This is a genomic window from Gordonia amicalis NBRC 100051 = JCM 11271, from assembly GCF_000332995.1.
GTDB lineage: Bacteria > Actinomycetota > Actinomycetes > Mycobacteriales > Mycobacteriaceae > Gordonia > Gordonia amicalis.
The window spans coordinates 35,329-57,512 of the sequence record NZ_BANS01000008.1 but is presented as its reverse complement, the minus strand read 5'-3'; the positions used below and the strand labels follow the sequence as shown (position 1 = coordinate 57,512).

Annotated in this window: 7 protein-coding genes; 2 read left to right on the top strand and 5 right to left on the bottom strand. The window is 70.1% G+C overall.

Features of this window, described 5'->3' with window-relative positions; all coding sequences use genetic code 11:
- The first annotated feature begins 12 nt into the window (after nucleotides 1–12).
- Complete coding sequence (locus GOAMI_RS04820; protein ID WP_006435273.1) at nucleotides 13–2,118, top strand: Rv1355c family protein; 2,106 nt, start codon at nucleotides 13–15, stop codon at nucleotides 2,116–2,118.
- A gap of 35 nt (nucleotides 2,119–2,153) precedes the next feature.
- Here the strand turns inward: GOAMI_RS04820 and GOAMI_RS04815 are convergent, their stop codons facing one another.
- Entirely contained in the window at nucleotides 2,154–2,804 is a 651-nt protein-coding gene (locus GOAMI_RS04815; RefSeq protein ID WP_006435272.1) for a PaaI family thioesterase, read from the bottom strand.
- 25 nt (nucleotides 2,805–2,829) lie between these two features.
- On the bottom strand, nucleotides 2,830–3,081 hold the full coding sequence (locus GOAMI_RS04810) for a hypothetical protein (RefSeq protein ID WP_006435271.1): 252 nt from the start codon (nucleotides 3,079–3,081) through the stop codon (nucleotides 2,830–2,832).
- A gap of 161 nt (nucleotides 3,082–3,242) precedes the next feature.
- On the opposite strand from GOAMI_RS04810, the gene GOAMI_RS04805 reads away from it, so the two are divergent.
- The gene (locus GOAMI_RS04805; RefSeq protein ID WP_006435270.1) at nucleotides 3,243–4,211 is read left to right on the top strand and encodes a 1,4-dihydroxy-2-naphthoyl-CoA synthase; all 969 of its coding nucleotides are present in this window, start codon (nucleotides 3,243–3,245) and stop codon (nucleotides 4,209–4,211) included.
- A gap of 22 nt (nucleotides 4,212–4,233) precedes the next feature.
- On the opposite strand, the gene GOAMI_RS04800 is transcribed toward GOAMI_RS04805, so the two are convergent.
- The 3 genes from GOAMI_RS04800 to GOAMI_RS04790 are packed head-to-tail and all read right to left on the bottom strand — an operon-like array spanning nucleotide 4,234 to nucleotide 21,541.
- Nucleotides 4,234–5,997 carry a DUF4012 domain-containing protein gene (locus GOAMI_RS04800; RefSeq protein WP_006435269.1) on the bottom strand — a complete coding sequence of 588 codons (1,764 nt, stop codon included), beginning with the start codon at nucleotides 5,995–5,997 and terminating at the stop codon, nucleotides 4,234–4,236.
- Nucleotides 5,994–6,605 (bottom strand): low molecular weight protein-tyrosine-phosphatase, encoded by a 612-nt coding sequence (locus tag GOAMI_RS04795; protein WP_006435268.1) that lies wholly within the window; start codon nucleotides 6,603–6,605, stop codon nucleotides 5,994–5,996. Before GOAMI_RS04795 ends, GOAMI_RS04800 begins: the two co-directional genes overlap by 4 nt.
- Nucleotides 6,599–21,541 carry a non-ribosomal peptide synthetase gene (locus GOAMI_RS04790; protein WP_006435267.1) on the bottom strand — a complete coding sequence of 4,981 codons (14,943 nt, stop codon included), beginning with the start codon at nucleotides 21,539–21,541 and terminating at the stop codon, nucleotides 6,599–6,601. Before GOAMI_RS04790 ends, GOAMI_RS04795 begins: the two co-directional genes overlap by 7 nt.
- Nucleotides 21,542–22,184 lie beyond the last annotated feature (643 nt).

The window sequence follows — 22,184 nt, the reverse complement described above, 5'->3', positions numbered from 1 at the left end:
CCACCATGAGGTATGCACTACACGCCGGCCACTGCGGCCAACGTCTACTCGGAGTCCGAAGTCCCCGTTTCTCTCCTGGACGACGACGCGATCGACGTGACAGACATGACCACCCAGACCCGACGTGCACTCGACGAGATCCTGCCTCCGGTCGACCCCTCGGTCCGGGATGAAGAATGTCGATTCGCGTACTTTCCGTGGCGCAAATCGCTGGTGAAGATCCCCGGTCCGATCTCTTATCGTCGGCTGCGGCTGGACCGTAACAGGCATAAGCTGACCGCGGCCGATCTCGACGCCGCCGCCAAGCTGCGCGTCGGGATCGTCGGATTGAGCGTCGGCCACGCCATCGCCCTCACCCTGGCCCTCGAGGGACTGGCCGGCGAATTACGTCTGGCGGATTTCGACGACCTCGAATTGACGAATATGAATCGAATTCCGGCAACATTGCTGGATATCGATACAAATAAGGCCATCGTGGCTTCCCGACGTATTTCCGAAATCGACCCGTACCTGACGACTTCGGTGTTCACAGAGGGCATAACCAACGAGAACATCGACGAATTCCTCGACGGCCTCGACCTCGTCGTCGAAGAATGTGATTCATTCGACGTAAAGGTGCTGGTACGGCATCGTTGCCGCGAACTGGGTATTCCGGTGCTGATGGAGACGAGTGACGGCGGAACCCTCGACGTGGAGCGATTCGATCTCGAACCGGAGCGCCCGCTGTTCCATGGTCTGGCCGGGGATCTCCGCATCGAGGACCTGGTGGGTCTGGACCGGGCACATCTCACCCCCCTGGCCGTCAAGGTCCTCGAACCGGCGAGGGTCACCGCGCCGATGGCGGCGTCGGCGATCGAACTCGGGCACACGGTCACGGCCTGGCCGCAACTGGCCGGCGACGTGCTGCTCGGCGGTGCGACCGTCGCCGCCGCGGTCCGCCGCCTCGTCCAGGGCCGTCCGCTGCCGTCCGGGCGCGTGCGCTTCGACCGCGACACCTGGCTCGACGGCCTCAGCGATCCCCTCGACGGTGCCGGCGGCACGGACGCAGGTACCGCCGAATCGCTCGCGCACAACGAGATCCCGGTCGACGAGATGTCCGACCTCGATCTCATCACGCACGCCGCGGCGCGAGCCCCGTCGGCGGGCAACCAGCAGCCGTGGCGGATCAGCGTCGACGACGACACCGTGACCATCGCCCTCGACCGGGACCGCACCTCGACGCTCGACGTCGAGCACCGCGCCTCCGCGGTCGCGGTCGGTGCCGCCCTGCACAACGCCCGTGTCGCCGCGGCCAGTCGCGGTGTGCTCGACGACATCGAGATCGTCGAGGACGACCAGACGGTTCTCGGACGTGTCCGGCTCAAAGGCCTCGGTGCGGGAGTGCACGCGCCCGAGTACGAAAGCGACCTTCAGGCGCTGCTCGCGCGGAGCACCCGGCGTGGACCCGGCGACGGCTCACCGCTCGGCGACGAGGACCTGCTCCGACTCACCGCTGTGGCCGACACCGAGACCACCCGACTCGTGCCCCTGTCCGACCGCACGCGGATCGCGACCTTCGCGACGATCTCGGATCGCTCCGACCGGGCGCGCTTCCTGACCCCCGCGCTGCACCGCGAGATGTTCGCCGAACTCACCGCCGACCCCGCGGCCGGTGCCGGGATCGACATCGCGTCTCTCGATCTGCCGCCGGCGATGGCCGGGATGCTCGACGTGCTCCGGCGGGGCGACGTGATGTCCCTGCTCGACGAGTGGGGCGGCGGCGCGGCGCTGGGGGCGGACGCCGCGGCGCGGGTCGCCTCGGCGTCGGGAATCCTGCTCCTGGTCCAGAGCGGGCGTACCCGGGCGGACTACATGCGAGCCGGGCTCGTCGTCGAACAGCTGTGGGTGGCCGCCGAGCAACTCGGCTATACCGTGCACCCCATGACGCCGGCCTTCCTGTACGCCCTCGACGACGCGACGGCGCACACGCTGTCGGACAACCACGGCGACCTTCTCGCGGGTCTGCGTCGCGAGATGGACGAGTTGTGTCCGGTCGCCGACGACGAGGCCGTCACCATCGCCTTGCGGGTGTCCCGATCGGATTCGCCGGCGGTACGCAGCCGGCGCCTCGAGGTCTGATCAGCCGCGCCTGACCGGCCAGGCCGGCCGACCGTCTAGGCCTGGCCGGGATTGAGCTTGATGAACAGCGCGTCCATCTCGGCGCACAGGCGGTCACCGTCGTGCATGGTGCCCTTGAGGAAGACCTTGCGGCCCTCGACCCGCTCCGCCCAGGCGTGTACGCGCAGGGTCGTGTTCAGCGGGGTGATCGAGCGGTACTGCACGTTCAGGTAGGCGGTGCGGCTGATGTGCTGCACGGCGACGGCCGAGGCGAAGCCGCCGATGTCGTCGAAGGCGACGGCGATGTGCCCGCCGTGCGCGGCGTTGTTGCCGCCGAGGTGGAAGTCGCGGAAGACGAGGTCGGCGATCACGCCGGTCTCGGTGACCTCGACGACCTCGTAGGGCGGGAGGGTGATGTTGCCGCGGGACGGCAGGTCGATCCGGGTGCCGGCCGGCGAATGCCATTCGTCGATGCGGACCTTCGCGAGGCGCTCGTTGACGGCGGTGAGGTGCTCGATGAGGTCGTCGACCAGTTCGTCGTCGGGGCAGGCGTAGCGCGCATTGTCCATCAGCAGGCGTACCTGTTCGCTGAACTCGCCGTACCGTGAACCGCCACGATCGGTGCTGACGTCGATGTGGGCGCGGAACCCGCCCTCGTGCGGGTCTTCCTCGACGGTCTCTACGGCATGGTCGTTGACTTCACTCATCGGTCAACCGTATAAGAAGACCGGTTCAGTGGCCGGACCGGTGCTCCCCGCCGGGGTCCGGACGGTGCCGATCGGAACGACGGTGCGCATCCAGATCGACGCACGTCCCGTGTCGGGCCAGGTCCCGTGCCTGGCCGGGAACGAAGTCGGGGACGCCGCGTGGCCCACGCTCTTTTTCGTCCCGCATCTTCACCGCCCGCCCCACGATGACGGCGACGACCGCGGCCACTGCGCACCACACGGCCACGACGACGAGAATCCACCCCCACGTGTTCATAGGTAAAGCAAAGCACCCCGAACTGGGAATTTACTGAAAATTCGCATCATATATGGTCCGCGACCAAGCGGTACTCAACAGGACATTTGTTCCACTCCACCGGGTTCCGGCTCCTCCGGACCGCCGCGACCACGGCCGTCCGCGGTCACTAGTCTGAGCGCATGAGCGCCGACGACACCCAGACCACCGACCAGCCGTTCGATCCGGCCCAGTGGGCCGAGGTGCCCGGATTCACCGACCTCACCGACATCACCTACCACCGGCATGTCGGTGAGGGCCGCGAGAACGGCATCGTGCGAGTGGCTTTCGACCGGCCGGAGGTCCGCAATGCCTTCCGCCCGCACACCGTCGACGAGCTCTACCGGGTACTCGACCACGCGCGCCGCTCGCCCGACATCGGCACGATCCTGCTGACCGGCAACGGCCCGAGCCCCAAGGACGGCGGCTGGGCTTTCTGCAGCGGCGGCGACCAGCGCATCCGCGGCCGTTCGGGCTACCAGTACGCCACCAGCCACGACACCGACGTCGTGGGCGCCGGCGCCGGCTCGGTCGACGAGGCGCGGGTGAAGGCCGAGGGCGGACGGCTCCACATCCTCGAGGTCCAGCGGCTCATCCGGACCATGCCGAAGGTGGTCATCGCAGTGGTCAACGGGTGGGCGGCGGGCGGCGGCCACTCGCTGCACGTGGTGTGCGACCTGACCCTCGCCTCCGCCGAACACGCCCGGTTCAAGCAGACCGACGCCGACGTGGGCTCCTTCGACGCCGGATACGGCAGCGCCTACCTCGCCAAGCAGGTCGGCCAGAAGTTCGCCCGGGAGATCTTCTTCCTCGGCGAGGCCTACGATGCGGAGACCATGCACCGGATGGGCGCGGTCAACCGCGTCGCGCCGCACACCGAGCTGGAGAACACCGCCATCGAGTGGGCCCGCAAGATCAACGGCAAGTCACCCACCGCTCAGCGCATGCTGAAGTTCGCGTTCAACCTCACCGATGACGGGCTCATGGGACAGCAGGTGTTCGCCGGTGAGGCGACGCGCCTGGCCTACATGACCGACGAGGCCGTGGAAGGCCGGGACGCGTTCCTGGAGAAGCGCGATCCCCGCTGGGACGACTTCCCGTACTACTATTGAGGCGACCCGCACGCGGGCACGGTCACTTCCGCGACCCGCACGCGGGCACGTCGACCGTGACGGTCGGGTCGTCGACCAGCGGCTGAACCGGGACGACGGCCTCGCCCGCCGCGGAGGTCGGCTCGTCGATCTTCAACGTGATCGTGGTGCTCTGTCCCGGTGCCACGCCGACCCGGGTCGAGTAGTACGGCCGGCCGTGCAGGGTCTGTTCGACGTAGAAGGCACCGGCGTCGCCGAGAGTCATCTCCTTGAGGACCGCGCCCTTGGTGGCGAGGAACTCCACGTTGGCGAGGTTGGTGCCCTTCTGCACCGCCAGTTCCGTGCCGAGGCCACCGGCGACGTAGTCGGTGAGCCCGGTCTGGTCGAGGGTGTTGGTCAGGGTGACGGTGATCGTGCTCTCTCGGGTGTCCCCGCTGCAATCGCCTGAGGTGTAGTCGATCTCGCGGCGCAGGTAGTAGTCGAGCTTGCTGCCCGACGCATTGCCGATGGCCACCTGCAGGTACGGCGCGTCGGTGTCGGAGATCTGGTGACCGAGTTTGGTCGTCTCGAGGATCTCCTGTTCGGCGGGCGTGGTGCTGTAGACCATGATTCGGCGTTCGTGGACGCCGCGTCCGAGCGCCTCGAGCAGGCCGCGCGTGCTGCCGCCCGAGGTGATCAGCTTCTTGACGACGGCCTCGGAGATGGACTGTAGGTACGCCTTTCGCGCCTCGTTGTCATCGGCGAACCGCTGATACGAGGTCGACAGCGTGATGGGCACGACGTTGTCGGCGGTGATCTTCTCCCCACCGGGCAGTGTCACCGCTCCGACGACCTCGAGCACGTATTTCAGCGCGATCGGGTCGAGTGCGATGGCGCCGTCGAGCTGCTGGCCGGTCTGGGCGCGCCAGTTGGCCAGCCAGATCTTCGCGGCGTCGGGGAAGTGCGCGCTGAGGTTTCCGTTGCGGAAGTCGGTGTAGGGCTTGTAATACGAATAGACCGAGTCGTACTCCGGCCCCAGGTTGATCTTCGGCGTCGCCGGGTCGCGGAACTCCGAGTTGGCCCCCAGCTCCGGAACCGTCACGCGCCCCCCGGTCGCGTTGAGCAGGCCGAAACCGCCGACCAGGCCGCCGGTTCCGCGGGCTTCCGACGGCGTCTGGAAGGCCAGGAAGTAATTGCGCGGCCCCGACGAACCCAGCATCGGCGGGATGAGCTTCGCGGCGATGTCGGTGGCGCCCAGGGTGGACTCGGCTGCGTCGACCTGTTCGGCGAGTTGGGTTCTCGCGTCGGCGACCACGCCGAGCCAGCTCGGGTCGATCGCCGCCACCTCGCCGGCCACCTCGGTCGAGCGTGCGGCGACCTTGCTGAGGTCCGGCTGTGCCTCCCGCAGCAGCTTCAGGTTGACGGTGTTCCCCGTCCGGAGCCGATCCGGGTTCAGCACGCCGGCGAGGTCCGCGGCCGGGAGGAGGACGTCGGCGGAGAGCGCCTCGACGGCGTCGCTCATCTGTTGCACCGACTCGAGTGGAGACCCGATCCCCGGGATCGCGGCCACCGCGGACCAGATGATGCCGTGGGACCGATCGGACGCGGCCTGCGCACTGTCGGCAGCAGCCGCGGCGGCCTGCGAGGCTCCGGCCTGATCGCCGTCGAGCATCAGGGTCCGGGCCTTCGAGGCGTCGGTCCGGACCGACTCCAGGTCGCCCTTGACCTTCAGCGCCGAGTACGCGAGCCAGGCGACGAGCGCGGCGGCGAGCACCACGATCACGGCGACGATCTGGACCGCCCGGTTTCCGGCGATGCGGCGGATCATCGGCTCTCCCCTGTCGTCTCGGTGACCTGTTGTGCCGCCAGCCATCCGGCGACGGTCTCAACCTTCGGCTCGATCTCGGCGAAGACACGATCGAAGTCCTCACGCGGACGGCCCATCGGGTCGACGATGTCGAGGAGCGAGGAGTTGGGATCGACGCGCCCCCGTCCCGCCATGATTGCTGCGAGTGTGCCGTTCTCGTCCGGGGTGCCGGTCTCCGACAGCGCGGCGAACTCGGTGAGGGTGAACACCCGCTTCCAGCGCGCGGGCGCCATCTGCTGGGCCGCGGCGCGGTGGTCGCGGCTCATGCACAACACGAGGTCGGCCTGCACCAGCATCGGCGGACGCAGGTATCGGGACTCGAAACCCGAGGCGTCGTAACCGTGTTCGGTGAGAACCGCGGCCGAATGCGGGTGGATCGGCTGACCGTTGAGTGCGCCGGTGCCGGCACTGCTCGCGGTCACGGCGAGTTCCGTGCCGGCGGCCCGCATGCGGTCGGCCAGACCGGTCAGCACGCGTTCGCCGATCGGCGAGCGGCAGATGTTGCCCGTGCAGACGAACAGGATCGACAGCCCCGTCGACGTCGCGTCCCGGTCGGATCCGGTCACCATTCCTCCTCGATTCTCCTGGCCAGCCGACGCATCACGTCGGGATCGCCCAGTTGCGCATGTGTCACACCGGCGGGCATCACGTCCACCTCCGGCACCGCGGTCCCGGCATCGTGCCGGACCGCCCGTCCCCAGCTCTGGATGTCCGGATTGTCCTCGGCGGCAACGTAGATGACCTTACCGACGGGCACCGGACCCAATTCGTAGGACCGCAGCGCGGCCGCCAGCGTGCGTGACCGGTCCTCGAACCGCCGAACTGCCTGCGGGTCGTGTCGTTCGGCCACGGCGCGGAGTGGGTGGTCCGCGCCGAGCAGCTCGTCGTCGGTGACGCCCTGCAGGTCGTCGGGGGTCCGGGAGTCGAGGACCATCAGGACGGCGACCTGCTCCCCGGCCGCCACCAGCTGACGGGCCATCTCGTGTGCGATGACCCCTCCCAGTGACCAGCCGACCAGGTGGTACGGGCCGGCCGGCTGACGGCTCCGGACGGCGGCGACGTGCAGGGCCGCGATCTCCGGCAGGGTCGCGGGCATGGCACGGTCGGCGACGACCAGTTCGGGCAGTTGCAGGCCGTACGCCACGGCCGAGTCCAGCGATGCGCCGAAGGCGCGGAACGGTTCGACGATCCCCGTGGCGGTGTGCACACACCACACGAGCGGGCCGTGGGACCCCGGGGCAGCGGGGTCGGGGGCGTCGGGCGCGGGGGCTCCCACCCGCGAGAGCGGCACCACGCGCTGGTCGACCCCGGTGCCCCCGCCCGAGGAGACGGCGCCGACGACGCGGGCGACCTCGGCCGGCGTGCGGTGCGTGAACAGGTCCGCGACGTCGACGGTGATCCCGGTGCGGCGGGTCAGTTCGTCGCGCAGCTGCACAAGGGCGAGGGAATTGCCACCCATCCCGAAGAAGTCGTCGTCCATGCCGACGCCGTGCTCGTCCAGCACCGCCCGGAACGCGTCGCGGACCGTCGACTCCGTGGGCGTCTCGGGCTCCCGGGTCGATTCCGACCACACCGGCTCGGGCAGACGCCGCTGATCGAGCTTGCCCGCACCACTCAGGGGCAGCTCGGCCATCTCGACGATCCGGCTGGGCACCATGTGCCGCGGCAGGAGCGCGCGGCAGGTGTCGGCGAGCCGGTCGGCGGGCACCGACGAGACCACATAGGACACCAGGGCGGGACCGGCCGGACCGGGCCGCAGCACTGTGACGGAGCGCCGGGCCCCGGCTCCCACCAGGACGGCGTCGATCTCGGCGGGCTCGACGCGCTGGCCGCGGATCTTCATCTGGCGGTCGGCGCGACCGACGTAGATCAGTTCGCCGGTCTCGCGATCCCACCGCACGAGGTCGCCGGTCCGGTAGCGGCGACGCCCGTCGTTCCCGGCGACGAAGGTCGCGGCGGTCAGCGCTCGATCCCCGAGATAACCACGGGCGACCCCGGTTCCGCTCACGTAGAGCTCGCCGACCACGCCGGGCGGCACGTGTCGAAGCCGGGTGTCGAGGACCTCGGCGCCGATCCCGGGGCGCGGGTGCCCCAGCCGCACCGGCTCGCCCGGACGGTAGGCACTGGTGGACACCGTCACCGTCGTCTCGGTCGGGCCGTAGATGTTCAGAACCTGCGCCCGCTCCGACCAGGCCGCCGCGAGGTCGGCCGGCAGCGCCTCGCCGCCGATGTAGACCAGCCGCAGCGCCGTGATCGATTCCGGTCGCATCGTCCGCATCACCGACGGCGTCGCGGTGAACACGCTGACCCGGGTGCGGTCGAGGAACTCGGCGAGTTCGCGTCCACCGACGACCTCGGGGGGAACGACCACGAGCGTCGCGCCCGAGGCCAGCGGCAGCAGCATGTCGTGGAACGTCGCGTCGAAGCCCGGGCTGATCGCCATCCCCACCCGGTCGCCGGACTGCACGTCTCCGAGCGCGGCCACGCGATGCACGCCCCGATGGGTGACGCCGACGACATTCGGCGTGCCGGTGGTGCCCGACGTCGTGATGACGTAGGCCAGCGAGTCCGGCGAGACGCGTGTGATCGGTTCCGAGGCAACCGGTCCCGTCGGTTGTTCGGGGATGTCACCGCGACCGATGGCCGTCGCGTGTGCCCCGGCGACCACGTGGTCGATCCGGGCCGCGGGATAGGTGACGTCGACGGGGACGCAGACCCCGCCGATGCGGCTCACCGCCCAGATGGCGACCACCGATTCGATGGAGCGCGGGACGACCACCGCGACCGCGTCGCCCGCCCCGAGGCCGCGTGCGCGGAGGGCACGCGCCGTCTCCGACACCCACGCGTCGAACTCGAGATGGGTGAGGGTGCGCGTGCCGTCGGCGATCGCCGGACGATCACCGTGCGACGCAACCGCTTCGGCGAACAGGTCGGCGAGCAGTGGTTCGGTCCCGGTGGGCGCGGGGACACGTGCACGGCGGCTGACGAATTCGCGTTCCGCCGCGGTGAGGGGTTCGATCGCGGCGAGACGACGCGCCGGGTCGCCGGTCACCGCCGCGACGGCGGCCATCAGTCGCTCGCCGAGCCCGCGGATCACGCTGTCGTCGAAGAGATCCCGTGCGTGATGAAGTTGCAGTCGCCAGCTGTTGCCGGAACGGACGGCGACGATGTGCACGTCGAACTCGCTGTGCGAATCCATCGCGGTGCGTGGCGCATCCGCACGGGGATCCGGCGGCGCATCCGCACCGGGCGCCGACGGCAAACCGGCGGGGCCCGGGCCGACGCCGGTGGCCTCGACCACCGAGAAGGCCACCTGCACGAGGGGGTGGCGCCCGGGAACGCGCGGTGGATCGACGAGTGCGACGACGTCGTCGAAGGCGATGGCCGCATGGTCCAGCGCGGCGAGGTCGGCGTCGCGAACGGTTTCGATGAACCCGCCGACCGTCATCCCGGCGGTCAGCCGCGTCCGGAGGACAACCGTCGAGATCAGCATGCCCACCGTTCCGGCGCTGTCCCCGTCACGGCGCATGGAGGCCGGTGTCGCCACCGCGATGTCGTCGACACCGGTCTGGGCCGCGAGCGCGAGCGCGGTCGCGGCGTGCAGGAGATGGAAGTCACTCGCCTGTGCGCGGCGGGCCGTCGACGAGATGGATTGGGCGAGCGCGTCGTCGACCGCGAACTCGATCACCGAGGTGCGCAGGTCGCGGGTGGACGGACGATGCTCGGCGAGGTCGAGTTCCCCGCTGTATCCGTCGAGGGCCTCCCGCCAGTAATGCATCAGTTCGGCGCGTGAGTTCCGTTCCTCGGCGACCATCCGGCGCGCGAGAACGTCGAAGCCCGCCGGCTGCCGGTCGAGGGCCTCCCCGGTCAGAAGCGCGGTGAGTTCGCGTTCGACGATGGCCGCGGATTCGCCGTCCATCGCGATGTGGTGGGCGACGAGCACCACCGCGAGCGGTGCGTCCCCGACGCTGGGGGTTTCGGCGTCTCCGACGCTGCGCTCCGACAGCAGCCACACCCGCACCGGCGGATCCCCGGCGAGATCGAAGGGTTCGGCGAACTCGTCGGCGATGGCGGTGCCGGTGAGCGCGGAGGCATTCAGATGCCGTACCAGCGGCCGCCATCCGTCGACGACCCGCTGCCGCGGCCCGTCGGGCGTGGCCAGGTAGCGGGTCCGCAGTGCCGTGTGCCGGTCGACGAGTGCGTCCAGTGCAGCGGTGACGGCCGCGCTCGTCACCCCGGCCGGGATCCCGACCACGACCGGTACCGAGTAGATCGGGACCTGCCCGAGCATCTGGGCCCCGACCCACATACGGCGCTGCGTCGGCGCCAACGGGATCTCCTCCGACAGCGCGTCCGCGGGGTCGAAGGTCTCCTCGGCCGCATCGACGGGGTGGTTCGGATCGGCGTCGGCCAGCGCGGACACCGCGGCGGCGAGCGCGGCGGGTGTCGGATGCTCGAACAGCAGACGGGTGGGCACGCGGATGCCGAGGTGGCGCCCCAGCGCGGAGGTCACCCTGGTGGCCGACAGCGAGGTACCGCCGAGAGCGAAGAAGTCGGCAGACTCCGCGACCGAGCCCTCCGGGACCTCGAGCAGCTCGGCCATGATCGTTCCGACTCGCGAGACGAGATCGGCGGTACCGGGCGCGGGGTCATCGAGTTCGACTGTGCGGTCGCCGGATTCGGCGATTCCGTGGTCGGGTGCGGCCACCGCGACCCCGTCGGGCCCGGCAGTCACCGCGACGAGCGGGAACGGTTTCCCGACCTCGCCCACACCGCGCAACACCGCCGTGTACTCGTCGAGCAACGCGTGTGCCACACCGTCCGGGATCTGCCCGGAATGCACCAGCGTGACCTGTAGTTCGCCGTCGCTCTCCGCGAGGACCACCTCGATGTCGTACTTCGCATCGACCGTGGCGGTGGCCTCGGTGATGAGGGAGGCCACCGCGCCGCCCAGGGCGATCTCACCGGACGCCTCGGGGACGACGTCCTGGCTGACGAGCAGCACGGAGATCAGCGGATCGTCGCCGTTCCGGGCCGCGGGCCGGACCGCCCGCACGACGTCCTCATAGGGGACGTCGCTGTGCGCCAGCGCGGCCAGCGCGACGTCGCGGACCTGCTCGACGGCGTCTCGGACCGGTGTGTCCGGCCGGAGTCGGGTGCGGAGCGCGACGGTGTTGACGAACATGCCCACCACCGGCTCCCATTCGGGGGCCGATCGTCCGTGGACCGGGACACCGATCACCATGTCCCAGTGGCCGGTCAGCTGACCGAGGGTCGCCGAGAGAGCTGCGTGCGCGACCTGGAAGACCGTGGCCGACAACGTCCTCGCGGTCTGATGGATCGCGAGTGCCGGCACCGACGCGGTGATCCGACCGGTGCCGGCTGTGGCATCGTGCTCGCGGTGGCCGGGTAACCGTAGTGGTTCCGGAACGTCGGCGAGAGTCGCTGTCCAGTAGCTGATCTGACGCGCGTAGAGGCTCTCCCGATCGGACGGGTCACCGAGTCGCGCCATCTGCCACTGGGCGAAGTCGGCGTAGGTGAAGGCCTCGTAGGCGGCCACCGCCAGTCGCTCACCCTCGTATGCCCGCATCAGATCGGCGAGCAGCACGCGGATCGACCAGCCGTCGATGGCGATGTGGTGGAGGACGGCCGCGAGGTACAGCTCGGGGGCGTCGGCCGTGGTGTCCTCGGACGTGTCCGCCTCGAAGACCGTCGCACGGAATCCGGGTTCGTTCTCGAGATCGAATGGCGCACGCAGGTATTCCGTCACCTGCTGGCGAAGCACGGTGCCGATGTCATCGTCACCGACCTCGACGAGGCGGTGCGCCAGCACCGGGCTGCGGTGTTCGATCTGGCGCTGCACCGGTCCGGTCGGCGAGTCCGGGTAGACGGTGCGGAGCACCGCGTGAGCGCCCACGACCTCGTCGACGGCCTTGCGCAGCCGGGCGACGTCGACACGACCACGGATCCGCATCACCACCGGTACGTGGTAGGCGGTCGAGGTCGGATCGAAGTGGTGGTGAATCCACATGCGGCGCTGCGGATAAGCCAGCGGCAAGGGATCGGGTACGGGAAGCCGCGCCGGCGTCGGCAACAGTGCGGCGACGGTGTCGGACGACTGTGAGGCCAGGGCGTCGACGCTGCGGGCCAACTCGCCGATGGTCCGCGTCTCGAACAGCAGGCGTGCGGCGACATCGACGCCGGCGGAGGTGGACAGCCTCGAGGTGACCTGTGTCGCCGACAGCGAGGTGCCGCCGTCGGCGAAGAAATCCGAGTCCGCGTCGAAGCTGTCGGCGGGACGGTCGAGGACCTCCGCCCAGACCGATGCGATGAGCAGTTCGGTCTCCCCCGACAATGCGCGGCGAGCGGTGACCGCACCGGCGGCACCGAAGTCCGGTGCGGGCAGCGATGCGACGTCGATCTTACCGTTGCGGCCGATCGGCAATTCCTCGACCTCGATGAAAGAACCGGGAATCATGGTGCGCGGCAACACATGCGCGAGCCGAGATGCGAGGTCGTCGGTGCGCAGGACGGCATCGGGCTCGCCGACGACCCAGGAGACCAGGACTTTCTCGCCGGCCGCGGTGGCGCGGGCCGCGGTCACCGAGGTCGCGACACCGGGCAGCCGGGACAGGGCCGCATCGATCTCTGCGGGTTCGAGACGGACTCCACGGATCTTGACCTGGTCGTCGGTGCGGCCGTGGATCACGAAGGTCCCGTCGCCGCGGCGATGGACCAGATCTCCGGTCCGGTACATTCGCGTGCCGGACCGACCGGCGACGAAAGCGGCCGCGGTCGTCCGCGGATCGTCGAGATACCCACGTGCCAGGCAGTTCCCGGAGAGGTAGAGCTCTCCGACGGTGTGGTCCGGAACCGGACGCAGCATGGGGTCGAGGACGTGCATGGTCACGCCGTCGAGTGGCCGTCCGATGTGCACGGCGCCGAGGACGGGGTCGGTGTACCGCGCACTGCTCACCGCGACCGTCGCCTCGGTCGGCCCGTATTCGTTGCTGAGGGTGCCGCCGCGGGTCCACTCACGGATCAGACCGGCCCCGAGCGGTTCACCGCCGACCGCGACGTGCCGGACGTGCGGTAGGTCGCCGGGGCGCAGGGTCGCCAGCACCGACGGGGTGGTGAGCAGGACGGTCACACCGGCGTCCTGGACCAGGTCGGCGAGTTCGTCCGCCGCGATGACATCGGGCGGGCACATGACCACCGTCGCACCGGCGATCCGCGGCGGCAGGACGCCCATCAGGTGGGCATCGAAACCCGTTGCGTACGTGTGCATCACACGGTCAGCAGCGCTCAGACGCAGCCGTGAGACGGTGTCACGAGCCCACCCGGCCAGACCGCGATGGGTGACGGCGACGCCTTTCGGCACACCCGTCGTTCCGGAGGTGAAGGTCACGTAGGCGACGTCGTCCGGTGTCACCGCCCGCATACGTTCCGTGTCGGCGAAGGGTGGCACCACCGCGGGCAGCTCGGCGAACAGGTCGTCGAGCGCGACGACCGCGGTGCCGATCCCGGCCGTGTCGGTCCCGGAGAGGGTGAGCACCACCGACGGACGGCACCGACCGAGGATCAGGTTCCGACGCTCGACCGGGTCGGCGGGGTCGATGTTGACGAAAGCCGCTCCCGCGCGGGCGATCGCGGCAGTCGCGACCATGCCGAACGCCGATCTCGGGAGCAGTTCGACGACCACGTCGCCCGCGCCGACCCCCTGTTCGACCAGTAGCCGCGCCAGATGTGTGGACAGCCGGTCGAAGTCGGCCTCGGTGATCTCGGCCCCGAATCCCGGTATGCGATGTCGCGAGTCGACGATCGCGATGTCGGACGGGGACGCGGAACCGTACGACGTGAGCAGCGCGTCGAAGGCCTCCGGCTCGAACTCCGGGCGCGTCGCGTCCTCACCGTCCGCGCTCATCAGCGACACGACCGGCTCGTCGGGCGCGAGCACGCCGCGTCGCAACGTCTCGACGACCAGCTCGCACAGGGCCTCCAGTCGGCCCGCGGTCGCGACCGAATCGGTGCAGGACATCGTCAGGTGCAGGGCACCGCCGTGCCGGTACATCGAGACGTCGATGCCGAAGAGCGGGATCCCCAGAACCCCGGCGGCGGCACTGTCGGCCGACCCGGTCGGGAACTCGGCCTCCACCCACTCCACGATCGCGTCCGGCACCGCGCCGAACGACACCTCGAACAACGGGGTTCCGGCGCCGGCACGACCGGGGTCGGCGATCTCGGAGATCTCGGTGAGCGGCAGATCGGCATGGGCGAAGGCACCGAGATCCACCGTCGTCACCCGCGACAGGAGTTCGACGAAGGTGAGTTCCGGGTCGATCGGCGTGTGCAGCGGCACCGCGCGGGCGAACAGCCCCGGCACACCGACAAGACCCGGGTCCAGACGACCCGACAGGGCGGTGCCGATGGTCACCATCCGTGCGCCCGACTGCCTGGCCAGTACCGCGGCGAGTGCCGTGTGGGCCGCGATGAACGGGGTCGACGCCCGGGCGACGGTCAGCGCCTCGAGCGACGCGGTGACGGTCGCGTCGAGATGCGCGTGCGCGCGGTGCACGATCGTCTCCGCCGCCGGCGCAACGGTTTCCGCCTGCAGGTTCACCTCGGGGAGCCGGAGCTGTTCCACCGGCCGGGCGAACGCGTCCCGCCAGAACGCGGTGAGCTCTGCCCGCCTCGACTCGAGCGTCTCGTCCCGCCAGACCGAGTACCGCCGATAGTCCGTTCCGCTCGTCGGCAGCGTCGCACCGGCGAGTGCGGTGTCGAGTTCGCCGGCGAGGATCGCGAAGGACTCACCATCGGCGGCGATGTGGTGGATCACGCCGAGAAGCCAGGTGGCCCCGTCGATCCGGACGATCCGGACCCGCCAGGGAAGCGCGGAGGCGAGGTCGATGGGCGTGGCCATCGACGCGAGGACGGTGGTCGCATCCGGACCGGAGATGTCCGGCCCGGAGATGTCCGACACCGACGGCTCCGACACCGAGGCGTCCCACGCCGACACTTCCGGGGCATCGGGACCGAGTTGCCGTTCGAGGTGATCGAGGACATCGGCGTCGTCCCACCGATGTTGCACCGGGACCCCGCCGCGCATCGGGAATCCGGTGCACAGTGCGTCGTGCCGGGTCACGATCGCGGCCAGTGCACGACGTAGGTCCCCGGGTGTCGCGTCGATCGGCAACGCCAGTGGCAGGAGGTAGCCGGTGAACTCCGGTTCGGTCCGCCACCGCAACCACACGTCCATCTGCTCGGGCGTGAGCGGGAGGTCTCCAGGAATCTCGCGGTCGTCCGACAACAGGGACACCCGCGGCGGGGCGGTCGACGTCCCCGGTGTGGCGAGCCGGGCAGCGAGTTCCGCGACGGTGGGGTACTCGAAGATGTCGGCCACCTCGACGCGGTGTCCCATCCCGGCGAGCGTGGCGGCCAGGCGGGCCGCCGACAGCGACGTGCCGCCGGCGGCGAAGAAGTTCGTGTCGGCACCGAGGTGACCCGCGTCCTCCCCGACGACCGCGCGGATCGCCGACGCCACGGTCTCCTCGACCGGGCCGAGTGCCCGTCCGACCGGCGGAGCGGCGTCACCGATGGCCGCGAAGAGCTTGTCGCGGTCGATCTTCCCGGTGCTGGTCATCGGCCAGCCGTCGACGATCGCGACCCGGGACGGGACGGCGTGCCCCGGTAACCGGGCGGCGCAGCCGGCCAGGATCGACGCCTCGTCGAGGTCGTCGAGGACGTCGAAGTCGGCGAGGCCGTCCTCGGTCACGAACGCCAGCAACTGTTCGTCGCCTGCGCGACGGCCCGGTCGTACCAGGACGCGCGCATCGCCGATGCCGGGGATCCCACGGAGGGTGGAGACGATCTCGCCGAGTTCCACACGGTGGCCACGGATCTGGACCTGGTCGTCGTTGCGGCCGAGGTAGGCGAGTCGGCCCGGCGCCACCTCACGGACCCGGTCGCCGGTCCGGTACATCCGCCGGCCGGTCCCCGACGGATCCGCGACGAACCGTGTCGCGGTCAGGCCGAGAGCGTTGAGGTAGCCGAGCGCGACCTGCTCGCCGACGAGATACAGCTCGCCGGCCGCGCCGGTCGGCACCGGTCGCAGGCGCCGATCGAGAACCATCCATCCGACGCCGTCGAACGGCGTGCCGATGATGCTGCGCTCGTCGTCGAGGTCGACGTCGGTGGCGGTGAGGACGACGGTCGTCTCGGTGATGCCGTACATGTTGACCAGTCGGGTACCGGGATGTTCGGCGGCCCACGCGCGCAACGTCTTCGGTGCGAGGGTCTCGCCACCGAAGACCACGGCCCGCAGTGACGGCAGTTCCGGCGGGGCGGGAGTTGTTGCCAGGTCGACGATTCCGCTGAACGCGGTCGGGGTCTGCGAGAGGATGGTGATCCCGTGCCGTACGATCGTCTCGGCGAGAGCTCGGGGATCCCGCACGGTCGCACGGTCCACCACGACGACGCTGCCGCCGGAGGCAAGCGCACCGAGGATCTCCCAGACCGAGAAGTCGAACGCGTAGGAGTGCACCCAGGCCCAGACGTCCCGTGAGGAGGCCTCGACGAGATCGAGTCCTGCCCCCAGGAGTGCGGCCACGTTCTGCCGGGTCACCACCACGGCTTTCGGCAGGCCGGTGGAGCCGGAGGTGTGGATGACATAGGCGGCACCCGGCATCGGCTGCGCGCGTTGACGACCCAGACCTTCCGTCACCTCGAGGCGGCTGTCGATGACCGCGGCCGGGGCGGTCCCGGCCAGGATCAGGTCGATCCGCGCCTGCGGGTGATCGGGGTCGATCGGGACGTAGACCGCGTCGGCCAGCAGGGTCGCGACGATCGCCACCACGGTGTCGGCGCGACGATCCATGAGCAGGGCCACGCGATCGCCGGGCCGCACCCCGAACGACACGAGGCGCGTCGCGAGGGCACGAGCCCGGTCGACGAGACCGCGGTAGTCGAGCGTCTCGTCGCCGACGATGACCGCGGTCGCCTCGGGGTGTGTGACGGCGTGGCGCAGGAGCGCCCGAATGGGATCGACACCGACGGGAGCGACGCCGGCGGTCCGGCTGCTGCCCGGCTCGGTGACCGGGCCCGGCGACAGACACTCGGCGACGGTCTGATCCGGCGCCGCGGCGGCCAGGGCCGCGACGGCCTCCACGAACCTGTCGAGCAGTCGCGCGGCCACCGGTACGTCCACGCGGTTCTCGGCGATCGTCAGGGTGACGGACAGCCCGTCCCCGTCGTCGATCAGGGTGAACTCCAACGCGGTTCGGGCGTCGCGGGTACGCAGCGTCGCACCGTCGGTGAACACCGCCGATGCGACGAGATCGGGTGCGGTCGCGTGATACGCGAAGATGACGTCGGACAGTCCGGTCGGCGCGGCGTCGGCCAGCGCGACGGCGGTGCCGAGGTCTCCCCCGACGACCGCGAGCGCATCGGCGACCGAGGTCTCGCGGGCACCGGTCACCCGTACCGGCACCGTCTCGACGAACATGCCGACCGGGCGGAGTTCCTCGCTGGTGAACCGCCCGGACACCGGCATCGACATCACGACGTCGTCGGAGTCGGTGAACTCACCGAGGGTTGCCGAGAGGGCCACGCACAGAAGCGTGTTGACGGTGGTGCCGCACTCTCGCGCTTGCGCGGCGGCGGCATCGGTGACCGCGCGCCCGATCCGCCGACACGTGTGGACCGCCGGTCCGGCGGTGAGTCCGGACCCCGCCGCAGTGCTCGCCGCGGGTTCGGGCAAGGCGAGCCGATCCGGTGCATCCCGCCGGAATCGGGTCCAGAAGACCTCCGCCGCAGGCGTTGACGCGGTCGTCGAGCCGGCGGCTCGCGCATCCAGGACCGCACTGAACGAGACGGCCTCGGTCTCCCAGACGGGTCCTGCGCCGGCGGCACGCGCACGCACCGCGTGGGCGAAATCCTCCAGCACGATGTGCAGCGACCACTCGTCGACGGCGATGTGGTGGGCGACGAGAACCAGTTCGACGGCGTCGCCGGTCTCGTCGAGCACCGCTCGCCAGGGAACCTCGGTCCGCAGGTCGAACGGCGCCGAGACCGCGTGGTCGACGCCGGAGGCGTCCAGGGTCGCGCTGGTGACCGGTGCGGCAGCAGCCGATTCGTCCTGGTCGCGAACCTGCGCGACGGGCTCCCCGTCGACCTCCGGGTACACGGTCCGTAGGGCTTCGTGCCGGGTGGCCACGTCGATCAGCGCCATCCGTACGGCGTCGGCGGAGATCTGTTCGGCGAGCGTGAGCCGCACAGGCAGGTGGTACACGGTCGCATGAGGGTCGGCGCGGTTGAGCAGCCAGATCTCCTGCTGGGCTCGGGTCGGCCGATAGGCGACGACGCCGTCGGTGGACGTCGTCCGCCTCGGGACAGCGGCCTCGATGACCGCGGCGAGCTCGGCAAGTGTCGTCACCGAGGCGAGGTCGGGCATGTTGACCACCACGCGCAGGGTGCTGCCGAGGTGGGTGGCGAGCTGCATGAATCCCAGTGAGGTGGCGCCCAATCGGACGAGCTCGTCGTCCATCGACGGACGCGGTACGCCGAGTACCTCGGTCACCGCTTCGGCCACCGCCACCTCGGTGGCCGTCGACGGCGGACGATACGCCGTCTGCGCCTCGGGTGCGGCCGCGATCGATTCGGCTGCCGCACGCCGGTCGAGGTTTCCGGTCACGTCGGTCGGCAACTCGTCGAGGACGACCACACGACGGGGCCGGGTCGAGGCCGGCACCTCGTCGTCGACGCGTCGCCGGACCGCGGCCCGAACGCGTTGCCGGTCGACCTCGTCGGAATCGCACACGACGCCCACATCGAGGCCGCCCGCCGCCACCACCGAGACCGCGTACCCGACGCCGGCGACCTGCCCGGCCGCCCGGTCGAGCGCGGCGAGGTCGATGCGCACCCCGTCGAGGGTCACCACGTCATATTCGTGATGGTCGATCACCAACGAGCCTGTGCCCGGATCGAAGTGGCCGCGGTCGCCGGTGTGGAGCATTCGTGCTCCCCGCTCCCACGGGCACGCCACGAAGGTGCATGCGGTGTGCACCGGATCTCCGGCGATGACCGTGGCCACCTGCGGGCCGGTCACGTAGACATCACCCGTCACCCCGGCCGGAACCGGACGCAGCGACGGGTCCAAGACGGCGAGTCCGGCACCGGGACGCGGTGTCCCGCTGGGCAAACGGTGGTCGACGGCGGCGTCCCGGGCGATCCGGCGGTTGACCGTCACCGGGCCGAATGCACCGCGCGGACAGTACGGTGCCGATACCTCGCGGCCGAAGGCCAGGCGCACCAGGGCGGCCGGTGCGATGTCCTCCCCCACCACCACGAGCGAGGTCACCGGTCCCTGCACGCTCAGGCGCGGAACATCTCCCGGTGTCGCGATCACGTGCGTGGCGGGCACGGCGTCCGCGCCGGGCACGACGAGCCGCAGACCGTGCGCGGCTGCCGCGATGATCTCGAGATGGGCCGCCGACGACGCCGAGGGGGCGCCGAAGAACAGCCGGCCGTGTTCGAGATCGGTTGCGGCGGCGTCGAACACGCCGGTCGCGATCAGGGCGGCCAGCGCACGTTGGGGCACGGCGAGGGTGGTGAGCTCAGAAGTCGCTCCGGTGATCGCGAGATATGCGGCGATGTCATTCGGTGCGGGCCTGCGGGCCGCCGCCCCGGAAGCCTCGAGCCCACCGAGTTCGGCGAGGGTCAGCACGCGCGGAGCGGACTCGGATGCCGGGGCATCCTCGGACCGCGCGGCGATGACGACCTCGGGACGAGTGGCCTCCGGCAACGACGCGACGGCCGCCCGCGGGGCGAGCGGATCGAGCAGGAGGACCGCGGCACCGCTCACCCCGATCGCCCACCACGCGGTCAGCCGGTCGACGCCCGGCGGCAGCGCAAGGGCCACCGTGGATCCCGGAACCACGCCGACGGTTCGGAGGCGGTCAGCGAGATCCGTTGCGCGCACGTGCAATTGCCCGAAGGTGAGTGGACGGGTACGCGGCTCGTCGAACACCGGCGAATGCCCGTGACGCGCGGCCGCGCTCGCGAGCGCCTCCGGGACGGTCGCCGGCCCGGGTTCGGGGATCGCGCCGCGGACCACCGTCACCGGATTCGCCAGCGGGAGATCGTCGATGCGGGTGTCCGGTGCCTGCAGCAGGGCGTCGGCGAAGGTGCGCAGCATGGCGACGAACTGCCGATGATGCTCGGCCACCTCGGCCTCGTCGTAGCGGTTGGGGTTGGCCTCGACGCCGATCATGAGCACCGAGTCCCGGTCCTCACCGGCGACCGGGACGATGTTGACGGCCAGGTCCTCGGCGGGGCCGACGGTGAGGATGTGAAAGGTGCCGTGCGCCTCCCCACAGGGGAATTCGCGCTGGAAGAGCATCAGGTTGAGCATCGGGCCCGACCGCTCCTGCGCCGCGGCCCGCCGGACCCTGCCGCTGGTCTCGTCGGCGGCGACGTCGGCCCAGATGTCCTCGCCACGATAACGCTGATGCCGCAGTGCACCGAGGAGCGCCGCCTGGCTGCCGGACAACGCTTCGGCGACCGATCCATGCCCCGCGACCCCGGTCCGCAGGGGAACGATGTTGGCCACCGGCAGCGGTGTCGACCGGAGCGCCGCGATGGTGCGGGCGGCGACCGGGAACTGGAAGATCACCTCGTCGCCCTCGGCGGCGGCCCGGCACAGGTAGGCCGAGAACGCGCCGACGATGACATTCGGCAGGATCGTCGAGTTCGCCTCGGCAGCGCGGCGGAGAAGATCCATCGTCTCCGTGTCCAGCGGCGCCGCGACTCGTCGCGAGAGTGCCTCGGGCCGGCCGCGTCGATGCGCGAGCGTCGCGGGGATCCCCACTCCGGCCATGGACTGACGCCAGTACGCGCGGTCGGTGTCGAAGCGACGCGATGCGCGGTACTCGTCGTCGGCACGCGCGGGCAGATCGAGGTCCACCGGTTTGGCGGGCGGAGGTGTGCCGCCGGTGACCGCGGCATGGTAGGCGGCGATTGCCTCGACCATGCGGTCCTTGCCGCCCATGCCGTCCGTGAGCAGGTGGTGACCGCGGTTGTACACGATGAACTTCTTCTCGGCGAGCCGGAACAGGCAGCCGCGGGCCGTGCGATCCACCCGAGGGTCCAGTGGTCGCGCACAGTCCTCGCGCATGATCGCCTCGGCGGCGGCACGCGGGTCGGGACGGTCCCGGAGATCGATCACGTCGGCCCAGTAGTGCAACGACGGGTCGTACACACCCACCAGCCCGTCGTCGGTGTCCTCGAACCTCACCTGGAGGAACTGGGCGCGACGCACCACGTCCCCGGTGACGCGCAGGAAGAGGTCGATGTCGATGGGTCCGTCGATCTCCACGTACTGCGCGACGTTGATCGGCACGTCCATGGCCGTCTGTTGGGCGAACCACAGCGCTCGTTGTGCAGCACTGAGCCGGAATCGTCGCGCGATTCCGACAGTCGGAGTCACCGGCGGCGGGGTCGGGGCGTTCATGGTCGGCCCGTCCGGCGCTCACCAGGTCCGTGGGACCCGGACCTCATGGGGCGTGCCGACCGTCTGATCCCCCCGGCCTGCGAAGCGGCGCCATCACCGAGATCCCGTCTCGACGAATGCGCGAAAACAAATCAGCAAATCCGGACCCCTCGAAGGGGTAACCGAATCGCGAGAAAGACGTGGAGCGAATGGGCGTGATTCCGGGAAACAGCGGCGTCGCGACACAATTCATCGCCAACGGATTCAACATGCCGAAATTCAACACGGTGAAGTTCAACGCCCTGCCTCACCACTCACCATGCGCCGTCCTCGTCACGTCCGACTGCTGTCAACCACACCGGCTCTCCGGGTTCCGTCGGCACCGTCTTCTCCAGCAACCGCCCGACCCCGAGACGTCTTCGCCGATTTCGTTCTCCGGTGGCATCGTCCGAGCTCACGACCACCAGAATGACAACGGTCACACCGGTGTGTCCTGGACGAATGCCATTCTGCGCCGCGCGGATACCCAAGAGCCTATGGGACGGCTTGACGCCTCACAACTCGGGGGACCCACATCGAATCGGCCACCGCATGAATACCGCCGAATTCCCCGGTCGACAATCACCGAAAAGATCGAAATGGATTTCGTCATTTTGCGCAATTC